Below are 18,753 nucleotides of genomic sequence, written 5' to 3' on the forward strand. Positions count from 1 at the left end.
GTCTTAGTTCCCTTCGATCGTCAGCGCATCGTTCACGAGTGCGGCTTGCTGTGCTTTGTGTTGGCTGGCCAGACCCGTTGCCGGGGAGGCCGATGTGGCGCGGCCCACGTAGCGGGGGCGCAGGTGCTTGGCGTTGATGCGGCCCAGAACCCATTCGAGGTTCGGCTCCATAAACGTCCAGCCGCCTTGGTTCTTGGGTTCTTCCTGACACCAGATCATTTCGGCTTGCGGGAAGCGTTCCAGTTCCTTGACCGCCGAGATGGCCGGGAACGGGTAGAACTGTTCGAACCGCAGGATGTAGACGTCGTCGATGCCACGTGCGTCACGTTCTTCGAGAAGGTCGTAATAGACCTTGCCCGAACACATCACGACGCGCTTGATCTTGTCGTCACTGACCAAAGTGGTGTCCGAGTTGCCATATTGCGCATCGTCCCACAGCACGCGGTGGAAGCTGGACCCGGTGGTGAATTCCTCGGTCTTGGAGACCGCCAGTTTGTGACGCAGAAGCGATTTCGGCGTCATCAGGATCAGCGGCTTGCGGAACGAGCGGTGCAGCTGGCGGCGCAGGATGTGGAAGTAGTTGGCCGGGGTGGTGCAATTGGCCACGATCCAGTTGTCCTGACCGCTCATCTGCAGGAAGCGTTCAAGCCGCGCGGAGGAGTGTTCCGGGCCCTGACCTTCGAACCCGTGCGGCAGCAGGCAGACAAGGCCCGACATGCGCAGCCACTTGCTTTCACCAGAGCTGACGAACTGGTCGAACATGATCTGTGCGCCGTTGGCGAAGTCGCCGAACTGGGCTTCCCACAAGGTCAGTGCGTTCGGTTCTGCCAGCGAGTAGCCGTATTCGAAACCAAGCACCGCGTATTCCGACAGGGCGGAATCGATCACTTCGTAGCGCGACTGGCCTTCGCGGATGTGGTTGAGCGGATAGTACCGTTCTTCCGTGTCCTGATTGACGATGCCAGAGTGACGCTGGCTGAACGTGCCGCGCGTGCTGTCCTGACCGGAAAGGCGGACGGGGTAACCTTCGGTGAGCAACGAGCCAAAGGCCAGAGCCTCTGCCGTAGCCCAGTCAAAGCCCACGCCGGTTTCGAACATCTCTTTTCGGGTGTCGAGCAGACGCGCTACGGTTTTATGCACCGGAAAACCATCGGGCAGGCGGCTGAGGGATTCACCCACCTGAGACATGGTTTCGGGGCTGATCGCGGTCTGGCCGCGTTGGTAGTCGTCTTTGTCCTGACGGTCGAGATGGCTCCAGCGCCCGTCCAGCCAGTCGGCTTTGTTGGGCTTGTAGGTCTTGCCGGATTCAAACTCTTCGTTCAGGTGCGCCTGGAACGCGGCCTTCATGTCCTCGATTTCGCCTTCGGGGATCAGACCGTCCTTGACCAGACGTTCGGTGTAGAGCGACAGGGTTGTCTTCTGCTGCTTGATCTTCTTGTACATCAACGGGTTGGTGAACATCGGTTCATCCCCCTCGTTGTGGCCAAAGCGACGGTAGCAGAAAATGTCGATGACAACGTCCTTGCCGAATTTCTGGCGGAACTCGGTTGCCACTTTGGCGGCGTGCACCACCGCCTCGGGGTCGTCGCCGTTGACGTGGAAGATCGGCGCTTCGACCACCAGCGCGTTGTCGGTCGGGTAGGGCGACGAGCGCGAGAAGTGCGGCGCGGTGGTAAAGCCGATCTGGTTGTTCACAACGATATGAACCGTGCCGCCGCTGCGGTGGCCGCGCAGGCCCGACAGAGCGAAACATTCGGCCACGACGCCCTGACCTGCAAAGGCCGCATCGCCGTGCAGCAGGATTGGCATGACCTTGCGACGCTCGGTATCGCCGATCTGGTCTTGCTTGGCGCGGACCTTGCCCAGAACCACCGGGTTTACCGCTTCGAGGTGCGACGGGTTGGCGGTCAGCGACAGGTGGACGGTGTTGTTGTCAAACTCGCGGTCGGAGGAGGCACCGAGGTGGTATTTCACGTCGCCCGAGCCATCGACATCTTCGGGTTTGAAGCTGCCGCCTTGGAACTCGTTGAAGATCGCGCGGTAAGGCTTCTGCATCACGTTCGCCAGAACCGACAGGCGGCCCCGGTGCGGCATGCCGATGACGATTTCCTGAACGCCAAGGTTGCCGCCGCGCTTGATGATCTGCTCCATCGCGGGGATCAGGCTTTCGCCGCCATCAAGGCCAAAGCGCTTGGTGCCCATGTATTTCACATGGAGGAACTTCTCGAAACCTTCGGCTTCGACCATCTTGTTCAGGATCGCTTTGCGGCCTTCGCGGGTGAAGGCGACTTCCTTGCCGTAGCCTTCGATCCGTTCCTTGAGCCACGCGGACTGTTCGGGATCGGAGATATGCATGTATTGCAGCGCAAAGGTGCCGCAATAGGTGCGGCGCACGATGTCGAGGATCTCGCGCATCGACGCGATCTGGAGGCCCAGAACGTTGTCGATAAAGATCGGGCGGTCCATGTCGGCCTCGGTGAAGCCGTAGGATTTCGGGTCCAGTTCGGGGTGTGCCGTCTGTTCGCGCATGCCCAATGGGTCGAGATCGGCGGCAAGGTGCCCCCGGATGCGGTAGGCGCGGATGATCATCAGGGCGCGGATGGAGTCGAGCACCGCGCGTTGGATCGCGTCGTCGGTGACCTGAACACCCTTTTCCTCGGCCTTGGCCTTGATCTTGTCACCGGCGCCTTTGATCTCTGCCGGTGCGACGGGCCATTGGCCATCCAACGCGGCGGTCAGATCGTCATTGGGCATCGGTGGCCAGTCGGTGCGTGCCCAGCTTGGGCCGGTCGCCTCTTTCTTGACGCTGATATCGTCGTCGCCCAATTGCCGGAAAAACGCCTGCCATGCCTCATCGACCGCGTTGGGGTCGTTTGCGTAGCGCGCGTACATCTGTTCCAGATACGCGGCGTTGTGCCCCTGCATGAAGCTGGAAGCGTGGAAGAGATCGTTAGGGCTCTGATCCGTCATGTGTCGTGGTCCTCCCGAACCGGTCTGATCAAGCAGCAGGAAAGAGGATCGTCCGATCCGCTATCGCGCGGCTTTCTTGTTGTGCGCAAGCCGGGCACATGCCCGGCTCACCGTTTTTCACGCAGTCCGGTCCAAGGCCCGGTGACTGCCTTAGCCCTTGATCGCGGCCAACACGGCTTCGCCAAGGCTTGCGGGGCTTTCAGCAACAACGATGCCTGCGGACTTCATCGCTTCGATTTTGTCTTCGGCACCACCTTTGCCACCGGCGACAATCGCGCCTGCGTGGCCCATGCGGCGGCCCGGAGGGGCTGTGCGGCCTGCGATGAAACCAGCCGTCGGCTTCCAGCGGCCTTTCTTCTTCTCATCTGCCAGGAATTGCGCTGCTTCTTCTTCGGCCGAGCCACCGATCTCGCCGATCATGATGATGCTCTCGGTCTCGTCATCCGCGAGGAACCATTCCAACACGTCGATATGCTCGGTCCCTTTGATGGGGTCGCCGCCGATGCCCACACAGGTGGACTGGCCCAGACCCACATCGGTGGTCTGCTTGACCGCCTCATAGGTGAGTGTGCCGGAGCGGGACACAACGCCCACGCTGCCGCGACGGTGGATGTGGCCGGGCATGATGCCGATCTTGCAGGCGTCGGGCGTGATGACACCGGGGCAGTTCGGGCCGATCAGACGCGACTTGGAGGTCTCAAGCGCGCGCTTGACGCGCATCATGTCCATGACCGGGATACCTTCGGTGATGCAGACGATCACTTCCATTTCGGCGTCGATCGCTTCGAGGATCGAGTCAGCGGCGAAGGGCGGTGGCACGTAGATCACCGTCGCGTTTGCCTCTGTTGCGTGCTTGGCCTCGTGGACCGAGTTGAAGACCGGCAGGTCGAGATGGGTCATGCCACCTTTGCCCGGGGTCACGCCGCCAACCATCTTGGTGCCATAGGCGATGGCCTGTTCGGTGTGGAAGGTGCCCTGCGAGCCGGTCAGGCCCTGGCAGATCACTTTGGTGTTTTCGTCGATGAGTACGGCCACGGTGGCTCTCCTACTTCTGTCGTTCGGTCCGCGCGGAGCGGAATTATTCGTAAATCTGGCTGTAGCCGATAGAGAGGGAGACCCCCCTGTCGCGGATCCAGCTGTGCGAGACGGCGAAATGGCGTTCCTTGGGGACGCGGAAGACCCATTGATGTGCGGCTTCGTGCGGAGACGGTTTGTCCATCTCGTCTGAGAGCGCATCGGGGTATGTCGCGTCGATCCGGGCCTGCATGATGTCGCGCAGGTCGGCGAAGAACGCCTCGGTTCCAGGGTCGGGTGGGATGTTGAGCTGGCAAGCCATCGAGTCGATCCGGCGCGAGAACACGACATGTGCACCGCCGGGATTGCCGAACATGGCAGCTTCGTCAGAAGCCATCACTTGCGGCAACCCTGTGGCGAGTGCGCGTTCCTGCGCGGATGCGAAGAGCGTGTCGAAATCGAGAGATGTTGTGACACATGCCTCGCCCATCAACGCGCCTGCGTCTGCCGGATCGTCAAACGGTCCGGCAGCGACCCAGCCGGGAATGGCCACACAGGCAAGTGCGGTTATCCAGCCAGCCCGGAGCATCAGCCCTTGACCGCCTTCACGATTTTCTGCGCACCGTCCTTGAGGTCGTCGGCAGCGATCACGTCGAGACCGGAGTTCTGGATGATCTCCTTGCCCTTTTCGACGTTTGTGCCTTCTAGACGCACAACCAGCGGCACCTTGAGGCCAACCTCTTTAACCGCAGCGATCACGCCTTCCGCGATCACGTCGCAGCGCATGATGCCGCCGAAGATGTTTACGAGGATGCCTTTGACCTGCGGGTCGGAGGTGATGATCTTGAACGCCTCGGTGACCTTTTCCTTGGTCGCGCCGCCGCCCACGTCGAGGAAGTTGGCAGGCTCTGCGCCGTAGAGTTTGATGATGTCCATGGTCGCCATGGCAAGGCCCGCGCCGTTCACCATGCAGCCGATTTCACCATCCAGAGCGATGTAGTTGAGGTCGTACTTGGACGCCTCGAGCTCTTTGGGGTCTTCTTCGGTCTCGTCGCGCAGTTCTGCGATTTCCGGGTGACGGTAGATGGCGTTGCCGTCAAAACCCATCTTGGCATCAAGGCATTTCAGATCGCCGTCGTCAGACACGATCAGCGGGTTGATCTCGAGCATCTCCATGTCTTTGTCGGTGAAGAGCTTGTAGAGCGTGCCCATGAGTGCCACGCACTGCTTTACCTGCTTGCCTTCAAGGCCAAGGTTGAACGCGATGCGGCGGCCGTGGAAGGCTTGGTATCCGGTAGCCGGATCGACCGAGAAGCTGAGAATTTTCTCGGGCGTGCTTTCGGCCACCTCTTCGATGTCCATGCCGCCTTCGGTGGAGGCGACGAAGGACACGCGAGAGGTTTGACGGTCGACGAGGAGGGCCAGATACATCTCGGTCTGGATGCCCGATCCGTCTTCGATGTAGATGCGGTTGACCTGCTTGCCGGCGTCGCCTGTCTGCTTGGTCACAAGGGTGCGGCCCAGCATCTTTTTGGCTTCTTCAGCGGCTTCTTCAACCGACTTGGCAAGGCGCACACCGCCAGCTTCGCCAGCGCTTTCTTCCTTGAACTTGCCCTTGCCACGGCCACCCGCGTGGATCTGGGCCTTGACCACCCAGAGCGGGCCGTCCATTTCGCCTGCCTTGGTCTTGGCCTCTTCGGCCTTGAGGACCACGCGGCCATCCGACACCGGGGCGCCGTAGCTGCGTAGCAGGGCTTTCGCCTGATACTCGTGGATGTTCATCGGTCAACTGTCCCGTCTATTGCTTCGATTTTGGCCGATATAAGAGGGTGAAGACCGAACACTTAACGGTTTTTTTGCCGCAGGGCGGGCAAATCGGCAAAAAACCGACATTTGTGATCACAGCTAAAAATAGTGTGATCACAAATTTCCGGAGCGCGGTTGGCTTGGGTGTGACATGCACCGCGGACACACCCGAATCTTTTGAATTTATCTCGAGTTGACCGTGTCTCGAACCACAGCCTAAACTTGCTCTGATGCCGCATGCGACGCAGTGCAAACAAAAAACGCGGCACGTTGAGGACGACGCAGGTTAATGAATACGAATGTTCGCACATTCGAAGTGTGCCTGTCGACCAGTTCACGAGTCGACCCGCGCGCTTTGCCGTTTGATGAAATGGCCTGCCATCAGAATGCGTTTGTCGTGCCGTTCCGTCGGGGACATCGTGATGGGCAAAATTTTCATGCCGGGGTGTTCGACGCCTGCGGCGAAGTCTTGCGCGACACCGAGATGCGAACATTGACGCGTGGGACCAAAGCAACGCGCTCAGTGCGCGATGCTGCAGTGGCTGACGCGCAGTCCTTACCGGGCACATGGTTGTTTTGTGGGCTCATGTCGCACCAATTCGGGCATGTCATCACGCGCGGGCTTGGGCGGATTTGGGCCACGGAGCGGTTGCCGAAATCGGTAAATCTCTTGTTCGCGTCGCTGCTGTATTCAGACAAAGAACATACGTTCCTGAGGCATTTGTTGAGGACTCTGGGAATAGAAAACGACTATGCGATCGTTCAGGCGCCGACGCATGTCGAAACGCTTTATACTGCACCGGATCTTTTCAGCGAGGCGCATGAAGGTTTGGCGTCGCCGGCTTATGCCGAGTGGATTCGCAGTAAGTTGCCAAAACAAGCCCGTTCGCGGTTTGGGCGCAAAATTTATATTACGCGCGACCGGATGACCGGGACGGTGGGGCGGCATCTTTGCGAGGATGTTCTTGAGGACAATCTGTCGAACGCTGGTTTCGACATTGTTGCGCCAGAAAAGCTTGGGTTGGAGGAACAACTCGAGATGTACCGAGAGGCGGACACGGTGATCGCCGCTGACGGATCTGCGCTGCATGTCCTTCCGTTTACGTTCCGCCCCGACGCCACCTGCATCATTCTAAAGCGCCGGTCAGAGATTCCACCGCTAATCACCAATCACGTGCGGAGTTTCACGCAAGCAAAGATCGTCGAGATTGACGTGATCAAAGATGTGGCATGGCCGCTCCAGCGTGCGGACAACATTTCTTTGGTCACACTGGATTTCGAAAAACTGCGCGAAAATTTGATCGCGCAGGGAGTGGTGGGCGCGAAAGACCCGTGGCGCTGCCCTAGCCCTTCGGAGATTTTAGCATCCCGTAACCTTGGTCGGCCCCAATCTGTCGGCTTTGTCACAGACGCCGAGCGGCCTCAGTTCCTGAGGCAGTTGCGGCGCAAACGACAGGAGAGAAAGAGTATGAAGGATATAAGTGAAGAGACCACGGTTCCTGTGCTTGAGGGCCAAGCCTATATTGATGTGCTTGGGCAGTTGCATGAAAAGCTCAAACCGAACTGGTATCTGGAAGTCGGCACGTTCACTGGGAAAAGCCTGTCCCTTGCAAAGGGCAATACGATAGCCGTCGATCCAGAGTTCAAACTACGGCATCCGGCTGTGAACACGGTTGGCAAGCAGATGTTTTTCTTTCAGCAGCCCAGCGATGATTTTTTTGCGGATGGTTTCTTGAAGAGAAACAAGATTTCCGTCGATTTGGCCTTTCTTGACGGGTTGCATCTGTTTGAATTCCTGCTCCGGGACTTCATCGAGACCGAAAAGGTGATGTCGAAGAAAGGTGTGATCGCGCTTCACGATTGTTGTCCGACAACGGAATACATGGCCACGCGCGAATTCCACAGGGGCGATTGGACCGGGGATGTCTGGAAGACGCTGCAAATCCTGCAACTCTACCGGCCGGATTTGAAAATCGACGTTACCACAGCCTTTCCGACCGGGTTGGTCCTGATCCGCAATCTAAATCCGCGTAGCACCGTTCTAAGCAAGAAATACGACGCCTTGGTCAAGGAATTCATGGACAAGGAGTTGACGGATTTCGACGGTGGAATTGCTGGGTTCTTAAAAACGCTGAACCTCAAAGATCCGTCGGATGTTCTGAAAAAGATGTAAACAGAAAAAGGCGGCCAATAGGCCGCCTTTTTCAAAGTACCGAATGATCTTTGCTTTACGCGAGGCTTTCGTCGATGCCTTTGCACGCCTCAACCAAGCCTTTGACCGCGTTGACGGAGTTGTCGAACATTGTCTGCTCGTCTTTGGTCAGAGTGATGTCGACGATCTTTTCAATGCCGCCTGCGCCGATGATGGTGGGCACGCCGACATAGAAGCCATCAAGGCCGAATTCGCCATCGCAATAGGCCGCGCAGGGCAGGAGGCGTTTCTGGTCCTTGAGGTACGCTTCGGCCATTTCGATAGCCGAGGTGGCAGGCGCGTAGAAGGCGGAGCCGGTTTTCAGCAGACCCACAATCTCTGCGCCGCCGTCGCGGGTGCGCTGGACGATTGCGTCTAGCTTGTCTTGGGTGGTCCAACCCATCTTGACCAGATCGGGCAGAGGGATGCCTGCGACGGTCGAATAACGCGTCAGCGGAACCATTGTGTCGCCGTGGCCGCCGAGAACGAAAGCTGTGACGTCTTTCATCGAAACGTCGAATTCGAGCGACAGGAAGTGACGGAAGCGGGCGCTGTCCAAAACGCCAGCCATGCCGCAGACCTTGTTCGCGGGCAGGCCCGAGAACTGCTGGAGCGCCCAGACCATCGCGTCGAGCGGGTTGGTGATGCAGATCACGAACGCGTCGGGCGCGTTGGCGGCGATGCCTTCGCCGACGGATTTCATGACCTTGAGGTTGATGCCCAGAAGGTCATCGCGGCTCATGCCGGGCTTGCGCGGCACACCGGCTGTGACGATGCAGACATCGGCGCCTGCGATATCGGCGTAATCCTGTGTGCCTTTCAATTTGGCATCAAACCCTTCGGACGGGCCGGATTCGGCGATGTCGAGAGCCTTGCCCTCGGGGGTGCCTTCGGCGATGTCGAAGAGAACGACGTCACCCAGCTCTTTGAGTGCCACGAGGTGGGCAAGGGTGCCACCGATCTGTCCCGCGCCGATGAGGGCAATCTTGGGTCTGGCCATGGAATTTGTCTCCGGTCCGTTTTGAATTTGCGCTGTGCTAGTCCGACTTGGGCTATTTCGCAAGTGCGGCGGAGACGCACGTCTTGGCTGGCAGGTTGGGACGGGTCGCGATATGTCAATGAAACGCCTTGGGAAAGTGGGGGTTTCATGGACGCTCTGAGCTGGACAGTTTTTGCACTGGGCGTGCCTGCTGTGCTGTTTGCAGGTGTTTCAAAGGGCGGTTTTGGGTCGGGTGCCGCCTTTGCCAGCGCGTCGATTCTGGCGTTGGTGGTGGAACCGGCGATTGCGCTGGGCATCATGCTACCGCTGCTGATGCTGATCGACGTGGTCAGCTTGCCCGCCTATTGGAAAAAGTGGAGCTGGCCTGAAACGCGGCTTTTGCTGTGGGGCGGCGTGCCGGGCACGTTTCTGGGGGCGTTGTTTTTTGGCTGGGCCGATGACGACGCGATCCGGTTCCTGATCGGGGGGATCTCTATCGGATTCGTGGTCTGGCAATTGGTACAGGCCGCAGGCTGGGTGAAGATCGGGGATCGGCCGATGTCGCCTACGGCGGGGGTGTCGGCGGGTGTTGCGCTGGGGTTTACCAGTTTCGTCAGCCACGCGGGCGGGCCTGTTGCGGCGGTGTATCTGCTGGGACGAAAGCTGAGCAAAACGGCGTTTCAGGCGACGACTGTGATCGTGTTCTGGGCGATGAACGTTCTGAAAGCGGGGATCTATGCCGCGATGGGCTTTTTCACGCTTGAGACCCTGACGCTGAACCTCGCGCTCGCGCCGTTTGCGATTTTGGGGACCTATCTGGGTGTCCGGGCACATCACATCGTGCCCGAACGGGTGTTTTTCGGTCTGACTTATGTGTTGCTTATGGTGACCGGATCAAAGCTGATATTTGACGCGTTGAGCTAGGCGTCTTCGGCGGGTGTCGGCAGCGTTTCTGCCAGACGTTCGAACGCCTGACCGCTTGCGACAAGACAAGTGAGACCTGCGGCATTCGTGATTGCGATCGTCCATGTGCCGGTATTGGTGGAGGCGAAGACCTCGACCATGGTGTTGTTCTGCGCGAGGCCAATGGACTGGCGGGTTTCGCCATAGGCGCTGGCCAATCGTTCGATCACAGTCTCGCGTGCCGCGCAGTTTTGTTGCGCTTGTGTCAGTGTCGAAGACGCCATCAGTGCGCCGATGGCCAGCACGGTCATTCTCCAGAAGTTCTGTTTCATCGCCTTACCCCTTTGTCGGCTGTGATGAGGCAGAGCGTCCGGTGGATCGGTGAGAAAAGGGTTAACGAACCGTACGGAATGCGGGTGCAGCAGCTTTTTTCTGCGGTGCGGCACATCTGCTCTTGCAGTTTTTGCAAAAGAATGTAGCTCTCTGGCGCAACATTATTACTCAAGACTCGCTCAGGAGACCGTCATGGACATGCGCAGCCGCCCTTATCGCTCGGTTCTATATATTCCGGGATCGAAGGACCGAGCGTTGGAAAAAGCGCGTGGTTTGCCCGTGGATGCGATCATCTTTGACCTCGAGGATGCTGTGGCCGTGGATGAAAAGCCCGCCGCGCGTGAAACGCTGAAGGCGGCGCTTGCGGCTGGTGGCTATGGCGCGCGGGTTCGGATTGTGCGGATCAACGGGCTGGACACCGAATGGGGCCGGGCCGATGCCGAAGCCGTGGCACAGATGGATTGCGACGTGGTGCTGTTGCCCAAGGTGGAGTCTGCTGCACAGTTGGATGCGCTGGCCGCGATCACTGGCGACTTACCGATCTGGGCGATGATGGAAACGCCGCGCGGGATGCTGAACGCGGCCGAGATTGCGGCGCACCCGAAGATGGCGGGGATGGTGATGGGCACCAATGACCTTGCCAAGGAATTGCAGACCCGGTTCCGCGCAGATCGTCTGCCGCTGCTGACCTCGCTGTCGATGTGTCTGCTGGCGGCCAAGGCCGAGGGGCTAGTGATCGTGGACGGTGTGTATAACGCGTTCAAGGATGATGAGGGGCTGAAGGCCGAATGCACGCAAGGCCGCGATATGGGTTTTGACGGCAAGACGCTGATCCATCCGGCGCAGGTGGATATCGCCAACACCGCCTTTGCGCCTGCCCCCGAAGAGATCGACCTTGCGCGCCGCCAGATTGAAGCGTTCGAGGCGGCGGAGGCCGAGGGCCAAGGGGTGGCCGTGGTCGATGGCAAGATTGTCGAGAACCTTCACGTTGCCACAGCGCGTGAAATACTGGCAAAAGCAGAGGCAATCGAAACCATCCAAGCGGGGTAAGCCATGATGGGCCTTCTAGTTCTCGGACTGCTGATTTGGGTTGGAGCCCATATTTTCAAACGCGTCGCGCCCGAACAGCGTGCGGCGATGGGCGATAAGGGTAAGGGCGTGGTGGCGGTGCTGCTGCTTGTCAGCCTAGGCCTTATGATCTGGGGTTATCGCGGGGCCGAGTTCATCCCTGTGTGGAACCCGCCCTCTTTCATGGTGCACATCAACAACCTGCTGATGGTGATTGCTGTATTCGTCTTTGGCATGAGCGCGACGACGGGCCGTCTACGTGGGAAAATGCGGCATCCGCAGCTGACCTCGGTCAAGATTTGGGCGGTGGCGCACCTGTTGGTCAATGGCGATTTGGCATCGATCGTCCTGTTTGGCGGGATGCTGGCCTGGGCGGTGCTTGAGGTGATCCTGATCAACAAGGCCGTGCCTGTGTGGGATCGTCCACAGCCGGGCGAGGCCAAGAAAGACGTGGTGCTTGTTGTGATCACGCTGGTGATGTTTGGTCTGATGACGGGCGTTCACGCGTGGCTCGGCGTCTGGCCGTTTCCGGGGTGAGTTATGAAGATTTATAGACTTTTAACCGAAGACGACACGTCGGCCTTTTGCCACAAGGTGTCGCTGGCCCTGAGCAAGGGGTGGGAGCTTTATGGCGATCCCACCTATGCGTTCGATCATGCCAATGGCGTGATGCGTTGCGGGCAGGCGGTGACCAAAGAGATCGACACCCCATACAGCCCGGAGATGAAACTTGGCGAACAGTGACACACTCGACCGACCTGCGACCGCAACAAAGGGCGCTGCGATGACGAAAACCAATGAAGGCCGTTTCTTCGAGGATTACGCGGTCGGGCAGGTGATCCGCCACGCGGTGCCGCGTACCGTCAAGATGGGAGAGCGGGCGCTTTATCATGCGCTTTATCCCGCGCGGCATGCGCTTTATTCGTCCGATCAGTTCGCGCAGGCCTGTGGTTTGCCGTTCAGCCCGCTGGACGACATGATCGCGTTTCATGTGATTTTTGGCAAAACCGTTCCGGATGTGTCCCTGAATGCGGTCGCCAATCTGGGCTATGCCGAGGGACGTTGGGTGACGCCCGTTTGGCCGGGGGATACGCTGCGGTCAGAGTCCGAGGTGATCGGGCTCAAGCAGAATTCCAACGGCAAGACTGGTGTCGTCTGGGTGCGGACACGCGGGCTCAACCAGCATGACGAACTGGTCATGGAGTATGTGCGCTGGGTGATGGTTCGTAAGCGGGACGCGGATGCGGCGGCGCCCGAGGCTGTCGTGCCGGAGTTGAAGACTGTTTTGTCGATTGATGATTTGGCCATCCCGCGCGGTTTGGACTTTACCGATTACGATTTCGAACTGGCGGGCGAACCGCATCGCTGGGGCGACTACGCCATTGGCGAGAAGATCGACCATGTGGACGGTGTGACCATCGAGGAAGCCGAGCACATGATGGCGACGCGGCTTTGGCAGAACACCGCCAAGGTGCATTTCGATGCGACCTTCCGGCCCGACGGGCAGCGGTTGATCTATGGCGGGCACGTGATCAGCATGGCGCGGGCGCTGTCGTTTAACGGTCTGGCGAATGCGCAGATGATCGTCGGTCTGAATGGCGGAGCGCATGCGAACCCGTGTTTCAGTGGGACAACCGTTCGTGCGTGGTCCGAGGTGCTGGACAAGGCGGAAACCTCGGCCCCCGGTGTTGGCGCGGTGCGGTTGCGGCTTGTGGCGACATCGGCGGGTGGGTCGATGGAGCTAAAGGGCGAAGACGGGAAGTACCTGAGCCATGTCTTGCTTGATTTGGATTACTGGGCTCTGATGCCTGTGTGAGATACGCGCTTGCTCTCTTGGTTGCTGGTGTCCCCGGCAGTCTGATGGCCGACGAGGCGGAGGACGCCTTTGTCGAAGCAAACATCCTTGGCATTTTCTATCACGAACTGGGCCATGCCCTGATCGACGTGATGCAAATGCCGGTGTTCGGGCAGGAGGAAGATGCGGCGGATGTGGCGTCGATCCTGTTGATTGACCAGTTGTTCGAACCAGAGTCCGGGTTGGACATGGCCTATGACGTGGCCAACGGATTCTGGGCCGAGGCGGTGGCGAATGCCGAATACCCTGTGCCGTATTGGGATACGCACGGCCCGGATGAACAACGGTTCTACAACACGGTTTGTCTGTTCTATGGGGGCGACCCGGACACGCGGGACGATTTTGCCGAGGACATGGAGCTGCCCGAGGAACGGGCGGAGTATTGTGTCGAGGAATACGAATTGGCGGCCGATAGTTGGGGGGCGGTGTTCGACGAGCTTTCGGAGGGAGGCGAGCCGATGCTGTTCACTGCGGAGGTGGCAGGCAGTTTCACTGCGGGGATCATTGAAGCCGAGGTCGAGGCGCTGAATGCGGATTTCGGGTTCCTGAGCACGGTGCAAGTGATCACGGGCGAATGTGACGAGGCCAATGCGTTTTATGATCCATCGGATCAGTCGATCATCATGTGCGAAGAGTTTGAGGATCACCTTCGGATGCTGTATCGGATGCTGGAGTCCTGACCGTGCCGGGTCACGGTTTATAGCCAAGCCATAACCCAGTGACCTACATGCAAATTGACAGGCGACTCAGCGCGACGTCGGAAAATCAATATGTTGGCGTTAACGAAAGTGCGCCGAAACACGCACGATATGGTCGGTTTCCAGATTTGTGATCACAGTTTTCGTGCGTGTGATCACATAATTCAAGAAATCTGGCCTGTTGCGCCAAAAAACCGCGCCTAAGAGCGGTTGGTCGGCGTGACACAGCTTTGAAAAGCAATAAAAAGGCTTTCAGGAACCGGAAAGGACTCAGATCATGGCTGACGTCAATCGGGGCAATCGACCCCTGTCACCACACCTGCAAGTTTATCGCCCCCAGCTTACTTCTATGACGTCGATCCTCACACGGATCACGGGCAACGCGTTGATCGTTGCGGCGCTTATGATTGTCTGGTGGCTGCTCGCGGCCTCGACAGGGCCGGAATATTTCGCCTTCGCCAATGGCTTTGTCACAAGCTGGTTCGGCGATCTGGTGATGTTCCTGTCGCTCTGGGCGCTATGGTATCACACGCTGGCTGGCATCCGGCATCTGATTTGGGACAATGCCAAGATGCTTGAAATCGACAAGGCCGAGATGCTGGGCTGGATGGTGATCATCGGCTCTGCTGTCCTGACTGTCTTCTCTGTCATTGTTCTTTGGTAAAGGGGGCGCATCATGGCTTTTCTGACTGATCGCAAACGCGCCACTGGATGGGGTGCTGCAAAATCCGGGACCGAGCATTTCTGGGCGATGAAGAAATCATCTGTCGCGCTGCTTGTCCTCATCCCGTTCTTTGTCTTCACTTTCGGGGGCATCCTTGGGTCGTCCTTTGAAGAGGTGCAGGCCTACTATGCCCGCCCATTCCCGGCGATTATCGCGGCGCTGACCCTGATCGTGGGCTTCAAACACTTCAATGATGGTTTCCAGGTTCTGATCGAAGACTATGTCCACGGTATCTGGGAGAAGATCCTGATCCTTGGCATGACCTGCATCAGCTACGGCGCGGCTGCCGTTGGCGTTTTTGCAATCGCCAAAATGGCCCTTTGAAAAGCGGAGTTTCCAGCAACATGGCTGAATACGAATACGAGACGCATGAATATGACGTCGTGGTCGTCGGCGCAGGCGGCGCAGGTTTGCGCGCCACGCTAGGCATGGCCGAACAAGGGTTGCGCACGGCGTGTGTGACCAAGGTGTTCCCGACCCGCTCGCACACGGTTGCGGCACAGGGCGGGATTGCGGCATCACTGTCCAACATGGGACCGGATCACTGGCAGTGGCACATGTACGATACCGTCAAGGGGTCGGACTGGCTGGGTGACACGGACGCGATGGAGTACCTAGCCCGTGAAGCGCCCAAGGCGGTGTACGAGCTTGAGCATTACGGCGTGCCTTTCTCGCGGACCGAAGAAGGCAAGATCTACCAGCGCCCTTTCGGGGGTCACACGACCGAATTCGGTGAAGGCCCGCCCGTGCAGCGCACCTGTGCCGCCGCTGACCGTACCGGCCACGCGATCCTGCACACCCTTTATGGTCAGTCGCTTAAGAACAATGCCGAGTTCTACATCGAATATTTCGCCATTGATCTGGTGATGTCCGACGATGGCGTCTGTACTGGCGTTGTCTGCTGGAAACTTGACGATGGCACGATGCATGTCTTCAACGCCAAGATGGTTGTGTTGGCGACAGGTGGCTATGGCCGCGCGTATTTCAGCGCGACCTCGGCCCACACCTGTACTGGCGACGGCGGTGGCATGGTGGCGCGTGCAGGTCTGCCGCTTCAGGACATGGAGTTCGTGCAGTTCCACCCTACGGGCATCTACGGCTCGGGTTGTCTGATCACGGAAGGCGCGCGTGGGGAAGGTGGATACCTGACCAACTCCGAAGGCGAGCGGTTCATGGAGCGCTATGCGCCGAATTACAAAGACCTCGCGCCGCGCGATTACGTATCCCGGTCTATGACGATGGAGATCCGCGAGGGTCGCGGTGTGGGTGAAGAGGGGGATCATATCCACCTGAACCTGTCGCACCTGCCGAAAGAAGCTTTGGCCGAGCGTTTGCCGGGTATTTCGGAAAGCGCCAAGATTTTCGCTGGTGTTGACGTGACCAAGGAACCGATCCCGGTTCTGCCGACGGTGCATTACAACATGGGCGGCATCCCGACGAACTATTGGGGTGAGGTGCTGAACCCGACAGCCAAGGACCCGAACGCCGTTGTTCCCGGCCTGATGGCTGTTGGTGAGGCGGGCTGTGCGTCGGTACATGGTGCGAACCGTCTTGGGTCGAATTCGCTTATCGACCTTGTGGTGTTTGGCCGGGCTGCTGCCATCCGCGCGGGCAAGGTTGTCGACCGCGACAGCGCGGTTCCGTCCACCAACACCGCGTCGGTGGACAAGGCGTTTGATCGCTTTGACGGGCTGCGCAATGCCAAGGGCACTGTGCCGACCGCTGAACTGCGGCTTGAGATGCAGAAGACGATGCAGGCCGATGCTGCGGTATTCCGTACGTCCAAGACGATGAAAGAAGGTCTTGATAAGATGGTCGCGATTGCGGGCAAGATGGATGACATTCAAGTCACCGATCGCAGCCTTGTGTGGAACTCGGACCTGATGGAGACGCTGGAACTCACCAACCTGATGCCCAACGCGCTGGCGACGATTGCCGGGGCCGAGGCGCGCAAGGAAAGCCGTGGTGCCCATGCGCACGAGGACTTCACCACGCGCGACGACGAGAAATGGCGTGTGCATACCATCGCAAGGATCGAGGGCAACAAAACTGACCTGACATACCGTCCAGTGGTAAAAGACCCGCTGACGACGGAACAGCAGGGCGGGATTTCGCTTGAGAAGATCAAGCCGAAAGAACGGACGTTCTGATGCGTTTCGCATTCGCCGCGTGTCTGGTTCTGGCGGGCTGTTCCGTACAGCAGCAGGACCAGCTTGCGCGCGATGCGGCGCGGTCGGCGATCACGCCTGTTTTGGTCGAGCGGTTCCCCGGTGTTCCCCTTGAGCCAGCGCTGAACTGCGTGATCGACAATGCGACTGCGGTACAGATCAGGGCGCTGGCGCTGGACAGCGTGACGGGCCCCACGGAAAGCACGGTGCAGATCGTGACAGATATCGTCTCGCAACCCGAGACACTGACTTGTCTGGCGGCCGAGGGCCTGCCAGCTTTGCTTCGCTAAGGAGAGAGACATGGTTCAACTGACGCTCCCCAAGAATTCGACGATCCGCACTGGCAAGACATGGCCCAAGCCGGAGGGTGCCACCAATGTGCGCAAGTTCAGCATCTATCGCTGGAACCCGGATGATGGGAAGAACCCGCAAGTGGACACGTATTTCGTGGACATGGACAAGTGCGGCCCGATGGTTCTGGACGCGCTGATCAAGATCAAGAACGAGATCGACCCCACGCTGACCTTCCGCCGGTCCTGCCGCGAAGGTATTTGTGGCTCTTGCGCGATGAACATCGACGGGATCAACACGCTGGCCTGTATCTATGGCCTGGACGAGGTCACGGGCGACGTGAAAATTTATCCGCTGCCGCACATGCCGGTGGTCAAGGACCTGATCCCGGATCTGACCCACTTCTATGCGCAGCACGCGTCGATCATGCCGTGGCTTGAGACCAAGACGAACCGTCCGGCGAAAGAGTGGAAGCAGTCCATCGAAGACCGCAAGAAACTGGACGGTCTTTATGAATGCGTGATGTGTGCGTCCTGTTCGACGGCATGCCCGTCCTACTGGTGGAATGGTGATCGGTATCTTGGGCCAGCCGCGCTCTTGCATGCGTATCGCTGGATCATCGACAGCCGCGATGAGGCGACAGGTGAGCGGTTGGACGATCTGGAGGATCCCTTCAAGCTCTATCGCTGCCACACGATCATGAACTGCGCCAAGACCTGCCCCAAGGGTCTGAACCCGGCCAAGGCGATTGCCGAGATCAAGAAAATGATGGTCGAACGCCACGTTTGATTTTTGCAGCGCATCCTGCCTTCCGAGGTTGGATGCGCTGTGTCGCATTGGGCGGCACAAGACCCGCGCCGCATCATTTCGATAAGGACGTGGCGCGGGATGTAGGGTAGGCTATCCTTATCCTTGCAGAACATCCGGCCTCGTCCGATGTTCGCATAAGGCTCACAGGAGTAGCCACCATCACCCAACTTATCCAGATCATCTATTCTTCGCGGCCATTTGGCTATGATGAGGCCATGCTGAACGGTATTTTGCTGGACGCGCGGCGCTGTAATGAGCGGGGCAATGTGACAGGAGCGTTGGTCTGTCGTCAGGATGTGTATCTGCAACTGCTCGAAGGGCCGGTAGCCGCTGTTCAGGCCACGTGTGAGCGCATAAAGCGGGACGACAGACATGTCGAAATGACCGTTCGTTTGACCGAAAACGTGGCCGAGCGGATGTTCGGCGACTGGGCGATGTTTCACGATCCGGCGCAAACTTGGATCTGGTCTGCCAAGGATATCTCTGGCGGGGCGCTGGATCGGGCAAGCGTCGAAGAGTTCAAAACTGTTTTCGAGACCATCGCAGCAAAAGCCCGGTAAACCGCCCTCGTCACGGGGTTGCGTTCAGGGCCAATGGGTCGATAGACACCAGCTATGCCCATCCTGTTGATCCTTCTGTTGCTTGGTGTGCTGGCCTATCTCTTTTGGCGGCGCAAGACGACGACATTGACGCGAGAATGTCGGTGGCGGCGAACAGCACCCGGTGCGTGGCGCTGCGCCTTTTGTGGGGCGGAGATGGCGTCGGATGAAAGTCCGATTGTTTGTTTGCGGCGGTAAAACGAGCCGTCCTGACAAAATTGAATCCGCAGTGTTTTTCTATTGCAACCGTAGGATTCAACGGCTCACCGCCGCTGGATGTGATCGTAATTTGGTCGAATGGTTCCGTGGGTGCGCCCTGTGGTGCGCGCCGGATTTTTTGCATA

The 18,753-nt window shown here is 58.7% G+C and carries 19 protein-coding genes; 13 read left to right on the plus strand and 6 right to left on the minus strand.

The features are described 5' to 3' along the window. Nucleotides 1-3: 3 nt before the first annotated feature. The 4 genes from MCRY_RS03280 to sucC form a co-directional block, all read right to left on the minus strand. On the minus strand, nucleotides 4-2,970 hold the full coding sequence (locus MCRY_RS03280) for a 2-oxoglutarate dehydrogenase E1 component (RefSeq protein ID WP_085628044.1): 2,967 nt from the start codon (nucleotides 2,968-2,970) through the stop codon (nucleotides 4-6). A 150-nt stretch (nucleotides 2,971-3,120) separates the two neighbouring features. Then, nucleotides 3,121-4,005 (minus strand): succinate--CoA ligase subunit alpha, encoded by an 885-nt coding sequence (sucD, locus tag MCRY_RS03285; protein ID WP_085628045.1) that lies wholly within the window; start codon nucleotides 4,003-4,005, stop codon nucleotides 3,121-3,123. Nucleotides 4,006-4,048: 43 nt separating this feature from the next. Beyond that, nucleotides 4,049-4,573, minus strand: coding sequence for a hypothetical protein (locus MCRY_RS03290; protein ID WP_085628046.1), 525 nt, complete (start codon nucleotides 4,571-4,573; stop codon nucleotides 4,049-4,051). Then, nucleotides 4,573-5,766 (minus strand): ADP-forming succinate--CoA ligase subunit beta, encoded by a 1,194-nt coding sequence (gene sucC / locus MCRY_RS03295; RefSeq protein WP_085628047.1) that lies wholly within the window; start codon nucleotides 5,764-5,766, stop codon nucleotides 4,573-4,575. The genes MCRY_RS03290 and sucC overlap by 1 nt, the downstream gene beginning before the upstream one ends. A gap of 313 nt (nucleotides 5,767-6,079) precedes the next feature. Between sucC and MCRY_RS03300 the strand changes: the two genes are divergently transcribed. Next, a complete protein-coding gene (locus MCRY_RS03300; protein WP_085628048.1) occupies nucleotides 6,080-7,963 on the plus strand; it encodes a glycosyltransferase 61 family protein in 1,884 nt (627 codons plus the stop codon). 55 nt (nucleotides 7,964-8,018) lie between these two features. Here the strand turns inward: MCRY_RS03300 and mdh are convergent, their stop codons facing one another. Beyond that, nucleotides 8,019-8,981, minus strand: coding sequence for a malate dehydrogenase (gene mdh / locus MCRY_RS03305; RefSeq protein ID WP_085628049.1), 963 nt, complete (start codon nucleotides 8,979-8,981; stop codon nucleotides 8,019-8,021). Between the two features lie 147 nt (nucleotides 8,982-9,128). Between mdh and MCRY_RS03310 the strand changes: the two genes are divergently transcribed. Then, on the plus strand, nucleotides 9,129-9,884 hold the full coding sequence (locus MCRY_RS03310) for a sulfite exporter TauE/SafE family protein (protein WP_085628050.1): 756 nt from the start codon (nucleotides 9,129-9,131) through the stop codon (nucleotides 9,882-9,884). Here the strand turns inward: MCRY_RS03310 and MCRY_RS03315 are convergent. Next, nucleotides 9,881-10,195 (minus strand): hypothetical protein, encoded by a 315-nt coding sequence (locus tag MCRY_RS03315; RefSeq protein WP_085628051.1) that lies wholly within the window; start codon nucleotides 10,193-10,195, stop codon nucleotides 9,881-9,883. The genes MCRY_RS03310 and MCRY_RS03315 overlap by 4 nt on opposite strands. 193 nt (nucleotides 10,196-10,388) lie before the next feature. Between MCRY_RS03315 and MCRY_RS03320 the strand changes: the two genes are divergently transcribed. The 11 genes from MCRY_RS03320 to MCRY_RS03370 all read left to right on the plus strand — a co-directional run bounded on the left by MCRY_RS03320 (nucleotide 10,389) and on the right by MCRY_RS03370 (nucleotide 18,370). After that, nucleotides 10,389-11,246, plus strand: a complete 858-nt coding sequence (locus MCRY_RS03320) for an HpcH/HpaI aldolase/citrate lyase family protein (protein WP_085628052.1) — start codon at nucleotides 10,389-10,391, stop codon at nucleotides 11,244-11,246. A gap of 6 nt (nucleotides 11,247-11,252) precedes the next feature. Continuing rightward, on the plus strand, nucleotides 11,253-11,801 hold the full coding sequence (locus tag MCRY_RS03325; RefSeq protein WP_085628163.1) for an NnrU family protein: 549 nt from the start codon (nucleotides 11,253-11,255) through the stop codon (nucleotides 11,799-11,801). Between the two features lie 3 nt (nucleotides 11,802-11,804). Continuing rightward, nucleotides 11,805-12,008, plus strand: a complete 204-nt coding sequence (locus MCRY_RS03330; RefSeq protein WP_085628053.1) for a DUF1737 domain-containing protein — start codon at nucleotides 11,805-11,807, stop codon at nucleotides 12,006-12,008. A 40-nt stretch (nucleotides 12,009-12,048) separates the two neighbouring features. Next, nucleotides 12,049-13,080: a MaoC family dehydratase gene (locus MCRY_RS03335; RefSeq protein WP_085628054.1), complete on the plus strand. Its 1,032-nt coding sequence runs from the start codon at nucleotides 12,049-12,051 to the stop codon at nucleotides 13,078-13,080. Next, entirely contained in the window at nucleotides 13,077-13,799 is a 723-nt protein-coding gene (locus tag MCRY_RS03340; RefSeq protein WP_244897873.1) for a DUF4344 domain-containing metallopeptidase, read from the plus strand. Before MCRY_RS03335 ends, MCRY_RS03340 begins: the two co-directional genes overlap by 4 nt. Nucleotides 13,800-14,094: 295 nt before the next feature. Then, on the plus strand, nucleotides 14,095-14,481 hold the full coding sequence (gene sdhC, locus MCRY_RS03345; RefSeq protein WP_085628056.1) for a succinate dehydrogenase, cytochrome b556 subunit: 387 nt from the start codon (nucleotides 14,095-14,097) through the stop codon (nucleotides 14,479-14,481). Nucleotides 14,482-14,493: 12 nt separating this feature from the next. Next, nucleotides 14,494-14,865: a succinate dehydrogenase, hydrophobic membrane anchor protein gene (gene sdhD / locus MCRY_RS03350; protein WP_085628057.1), complete on the plus strand. Its 372-nt coding sequence runs from the start codon at nucleotides 14,494-14,496 to the stop codon at nucleotides 14,863-14,865. 20 nt (nucleotides 14,866-14,885) lie between these two features. Next, nucleotides 14,886-16,691 (plus strand): succinate dehydrogenase flavoprotein subunit, encoded by a 1,806-nt coding sequence (gene sdhA / locus MCRY_RS03355; protein ID WP_085628058.1) that lies wholly within the window; start codon nucleotides 14,886-14,888, stop codon nucleotides 16,689-16,691. Beyond that, on the plus strand, nucleotides 16,691-16,999 hold the full coding sequence (locus tag MCRY_RS03360; protein ID WP_085628059.1) for a hypothetical protein: 309 nt from the start codon (nucleotides 16,691-16,693) through the stop codon (nucleotides 16,997-16,999). The genes sdhA and MCRY_RS03360 overlap by 1 nt, the downstream gene beginning before the upstream one ends. Nucleotides 17,000-17,009: 10 nt before the next feature. Beyond that, complete coding sequence (locus tag MCRY_RS03365) at nucleotides 17,010-17,789, plus strand: succinate dehydrogenase iron-sulfur subunit (protein WP_085628060.1); 780 nt, start codon at nucleotides 17,010-17,012, stop codon at nucleotides 17,787-17,789. Between the two features lie 200 nt (nucleotides 17,790-17,989). Then, nucleotides 17,990-18,370, plus strand: coding sequence for a BLUF domain-containing protein (locus tag MCRY_RS03370; RefSeq protein ID WP_338126018.1), 381 nt, complete (start codon nucleotides 17,990-17,992; stop codon nucleotides 18,368-18,370). Nucleotides 18,371-18,753: the final 383 nt, after the last annotated feature.

Source organism: Marivita cryptomonadis, from assembly GCF_002115725.1.
Lineage (GTDB): Bacteria > Pseudomonadota > Alphaproteobacteria > Rhodobacterales > Rhodobacteraceae > Marivita > Marivita cryptomonadis.

Coding starts and splice junctions, on each gene's coding strand:
- MCRY_RS03325 (WP_085628163.1), top strand. CDS start 11,253: ATGGGCCTTCTAGTTCTCGGACTGCTGATTTGGGTTGGAGCCCATATT.
- sdhD (WP_085628057.1), top strand. CDS start 14,494: ATGGCTTTTCTGACTGATCGCAAACGCGCCACTGGATGGGGTGCTGCA.
- MCRY_RS03300 (WP_085628048.1), top strand. CDS start 6,080: ATGAATACGAATGTTCGCACATTCGAAGTGTGCCTGTCGACCAGTTCA.
- MCRY_RS03320 (WP_085628052.1), top strand. CDS start 10,389: ATGGACATGCGCAGCCGCCCTTATCGCTCGGTTCTATATATTCCGGGA.
- MCRY_RS03310 (WP_085628050.1), top strand. CDS start 9,129: ATGGACGCTCTGAGCTGGACAGTTTTTGCACTGGGCGTGCCTGCTGTG.
- MCRY_RS03315 (WP_085628051.1), bottom strand. CDS start 10,195: ATGAAACAGAACTTCTGGAGAATGACCGTGCTGGCCATCGGCGCACTG.
- MCRY_RS03365 (WP_085628060.1), top strand. CDS start 17,010: ATGGTTCAACTGACGCTCCCCAAGAATTCGACGATCCGCACTGGCAAG.
- sucC (WP_085628047.1), bottom strand. CDS start 5,766: ATGAACATCCACGAGTATCAGGCGAAAGCCCTGCTACGCAGCTACGGC.
- MCRY_RS03330 (WP_085628053.1), top strand. CDS start 11,805: ATGAAGATTTATAGACTTTTAACCGAAGACGACACGTCGGCCTTTTGC.
- sdhC (WP_085628056.1), top strand. CDS start 14,095: ATGGCTGACGTCAATCGGGGCAATCGACCCCTGTCACCACACCTGCAA.
- sdhA (WP_085628058.1), top strand. CDS start 14,886: ATGGCTGAATACGAATACGAGACGCATGAATATGACGTCGTGGTCGTC.
- MCRY_RS03280 (WP_085628044.1), bottom strand. CDS start 2,970: ATGACGGATCAGAGCCCTAACGATCTCTTCCACGCTTCCAGCTTCATG.
- mdh (WP_085628049.1), bottom strand. CDS start 8,981: ATGGCCAGACCCAAGATTGCCCTCATCGGCGCGGGACAGATCGGTGGC.
- MCRY_RS03360 (WP_085628059.1), top strand. CDS start 16,691: ATGCGTTTCGCATTCGCCGCGTGTCTGGTTCTGGCGGGCTGTTCCGTA.
- MCRY_RS03335 (WP_085628054.1), top strand. CDS start 12,049: ATGACGAAAACCAATGAAGGCCGTTTCTTCGAGGATTACGCGGTCGGG.
- MCRY_RS03290 (WP_085628046.1), bottom strand. CDS start 4,573: ATGCTCCGGGCTGGCTGGATAACCGCACTTGCCTGTGTGGCCATTCCC.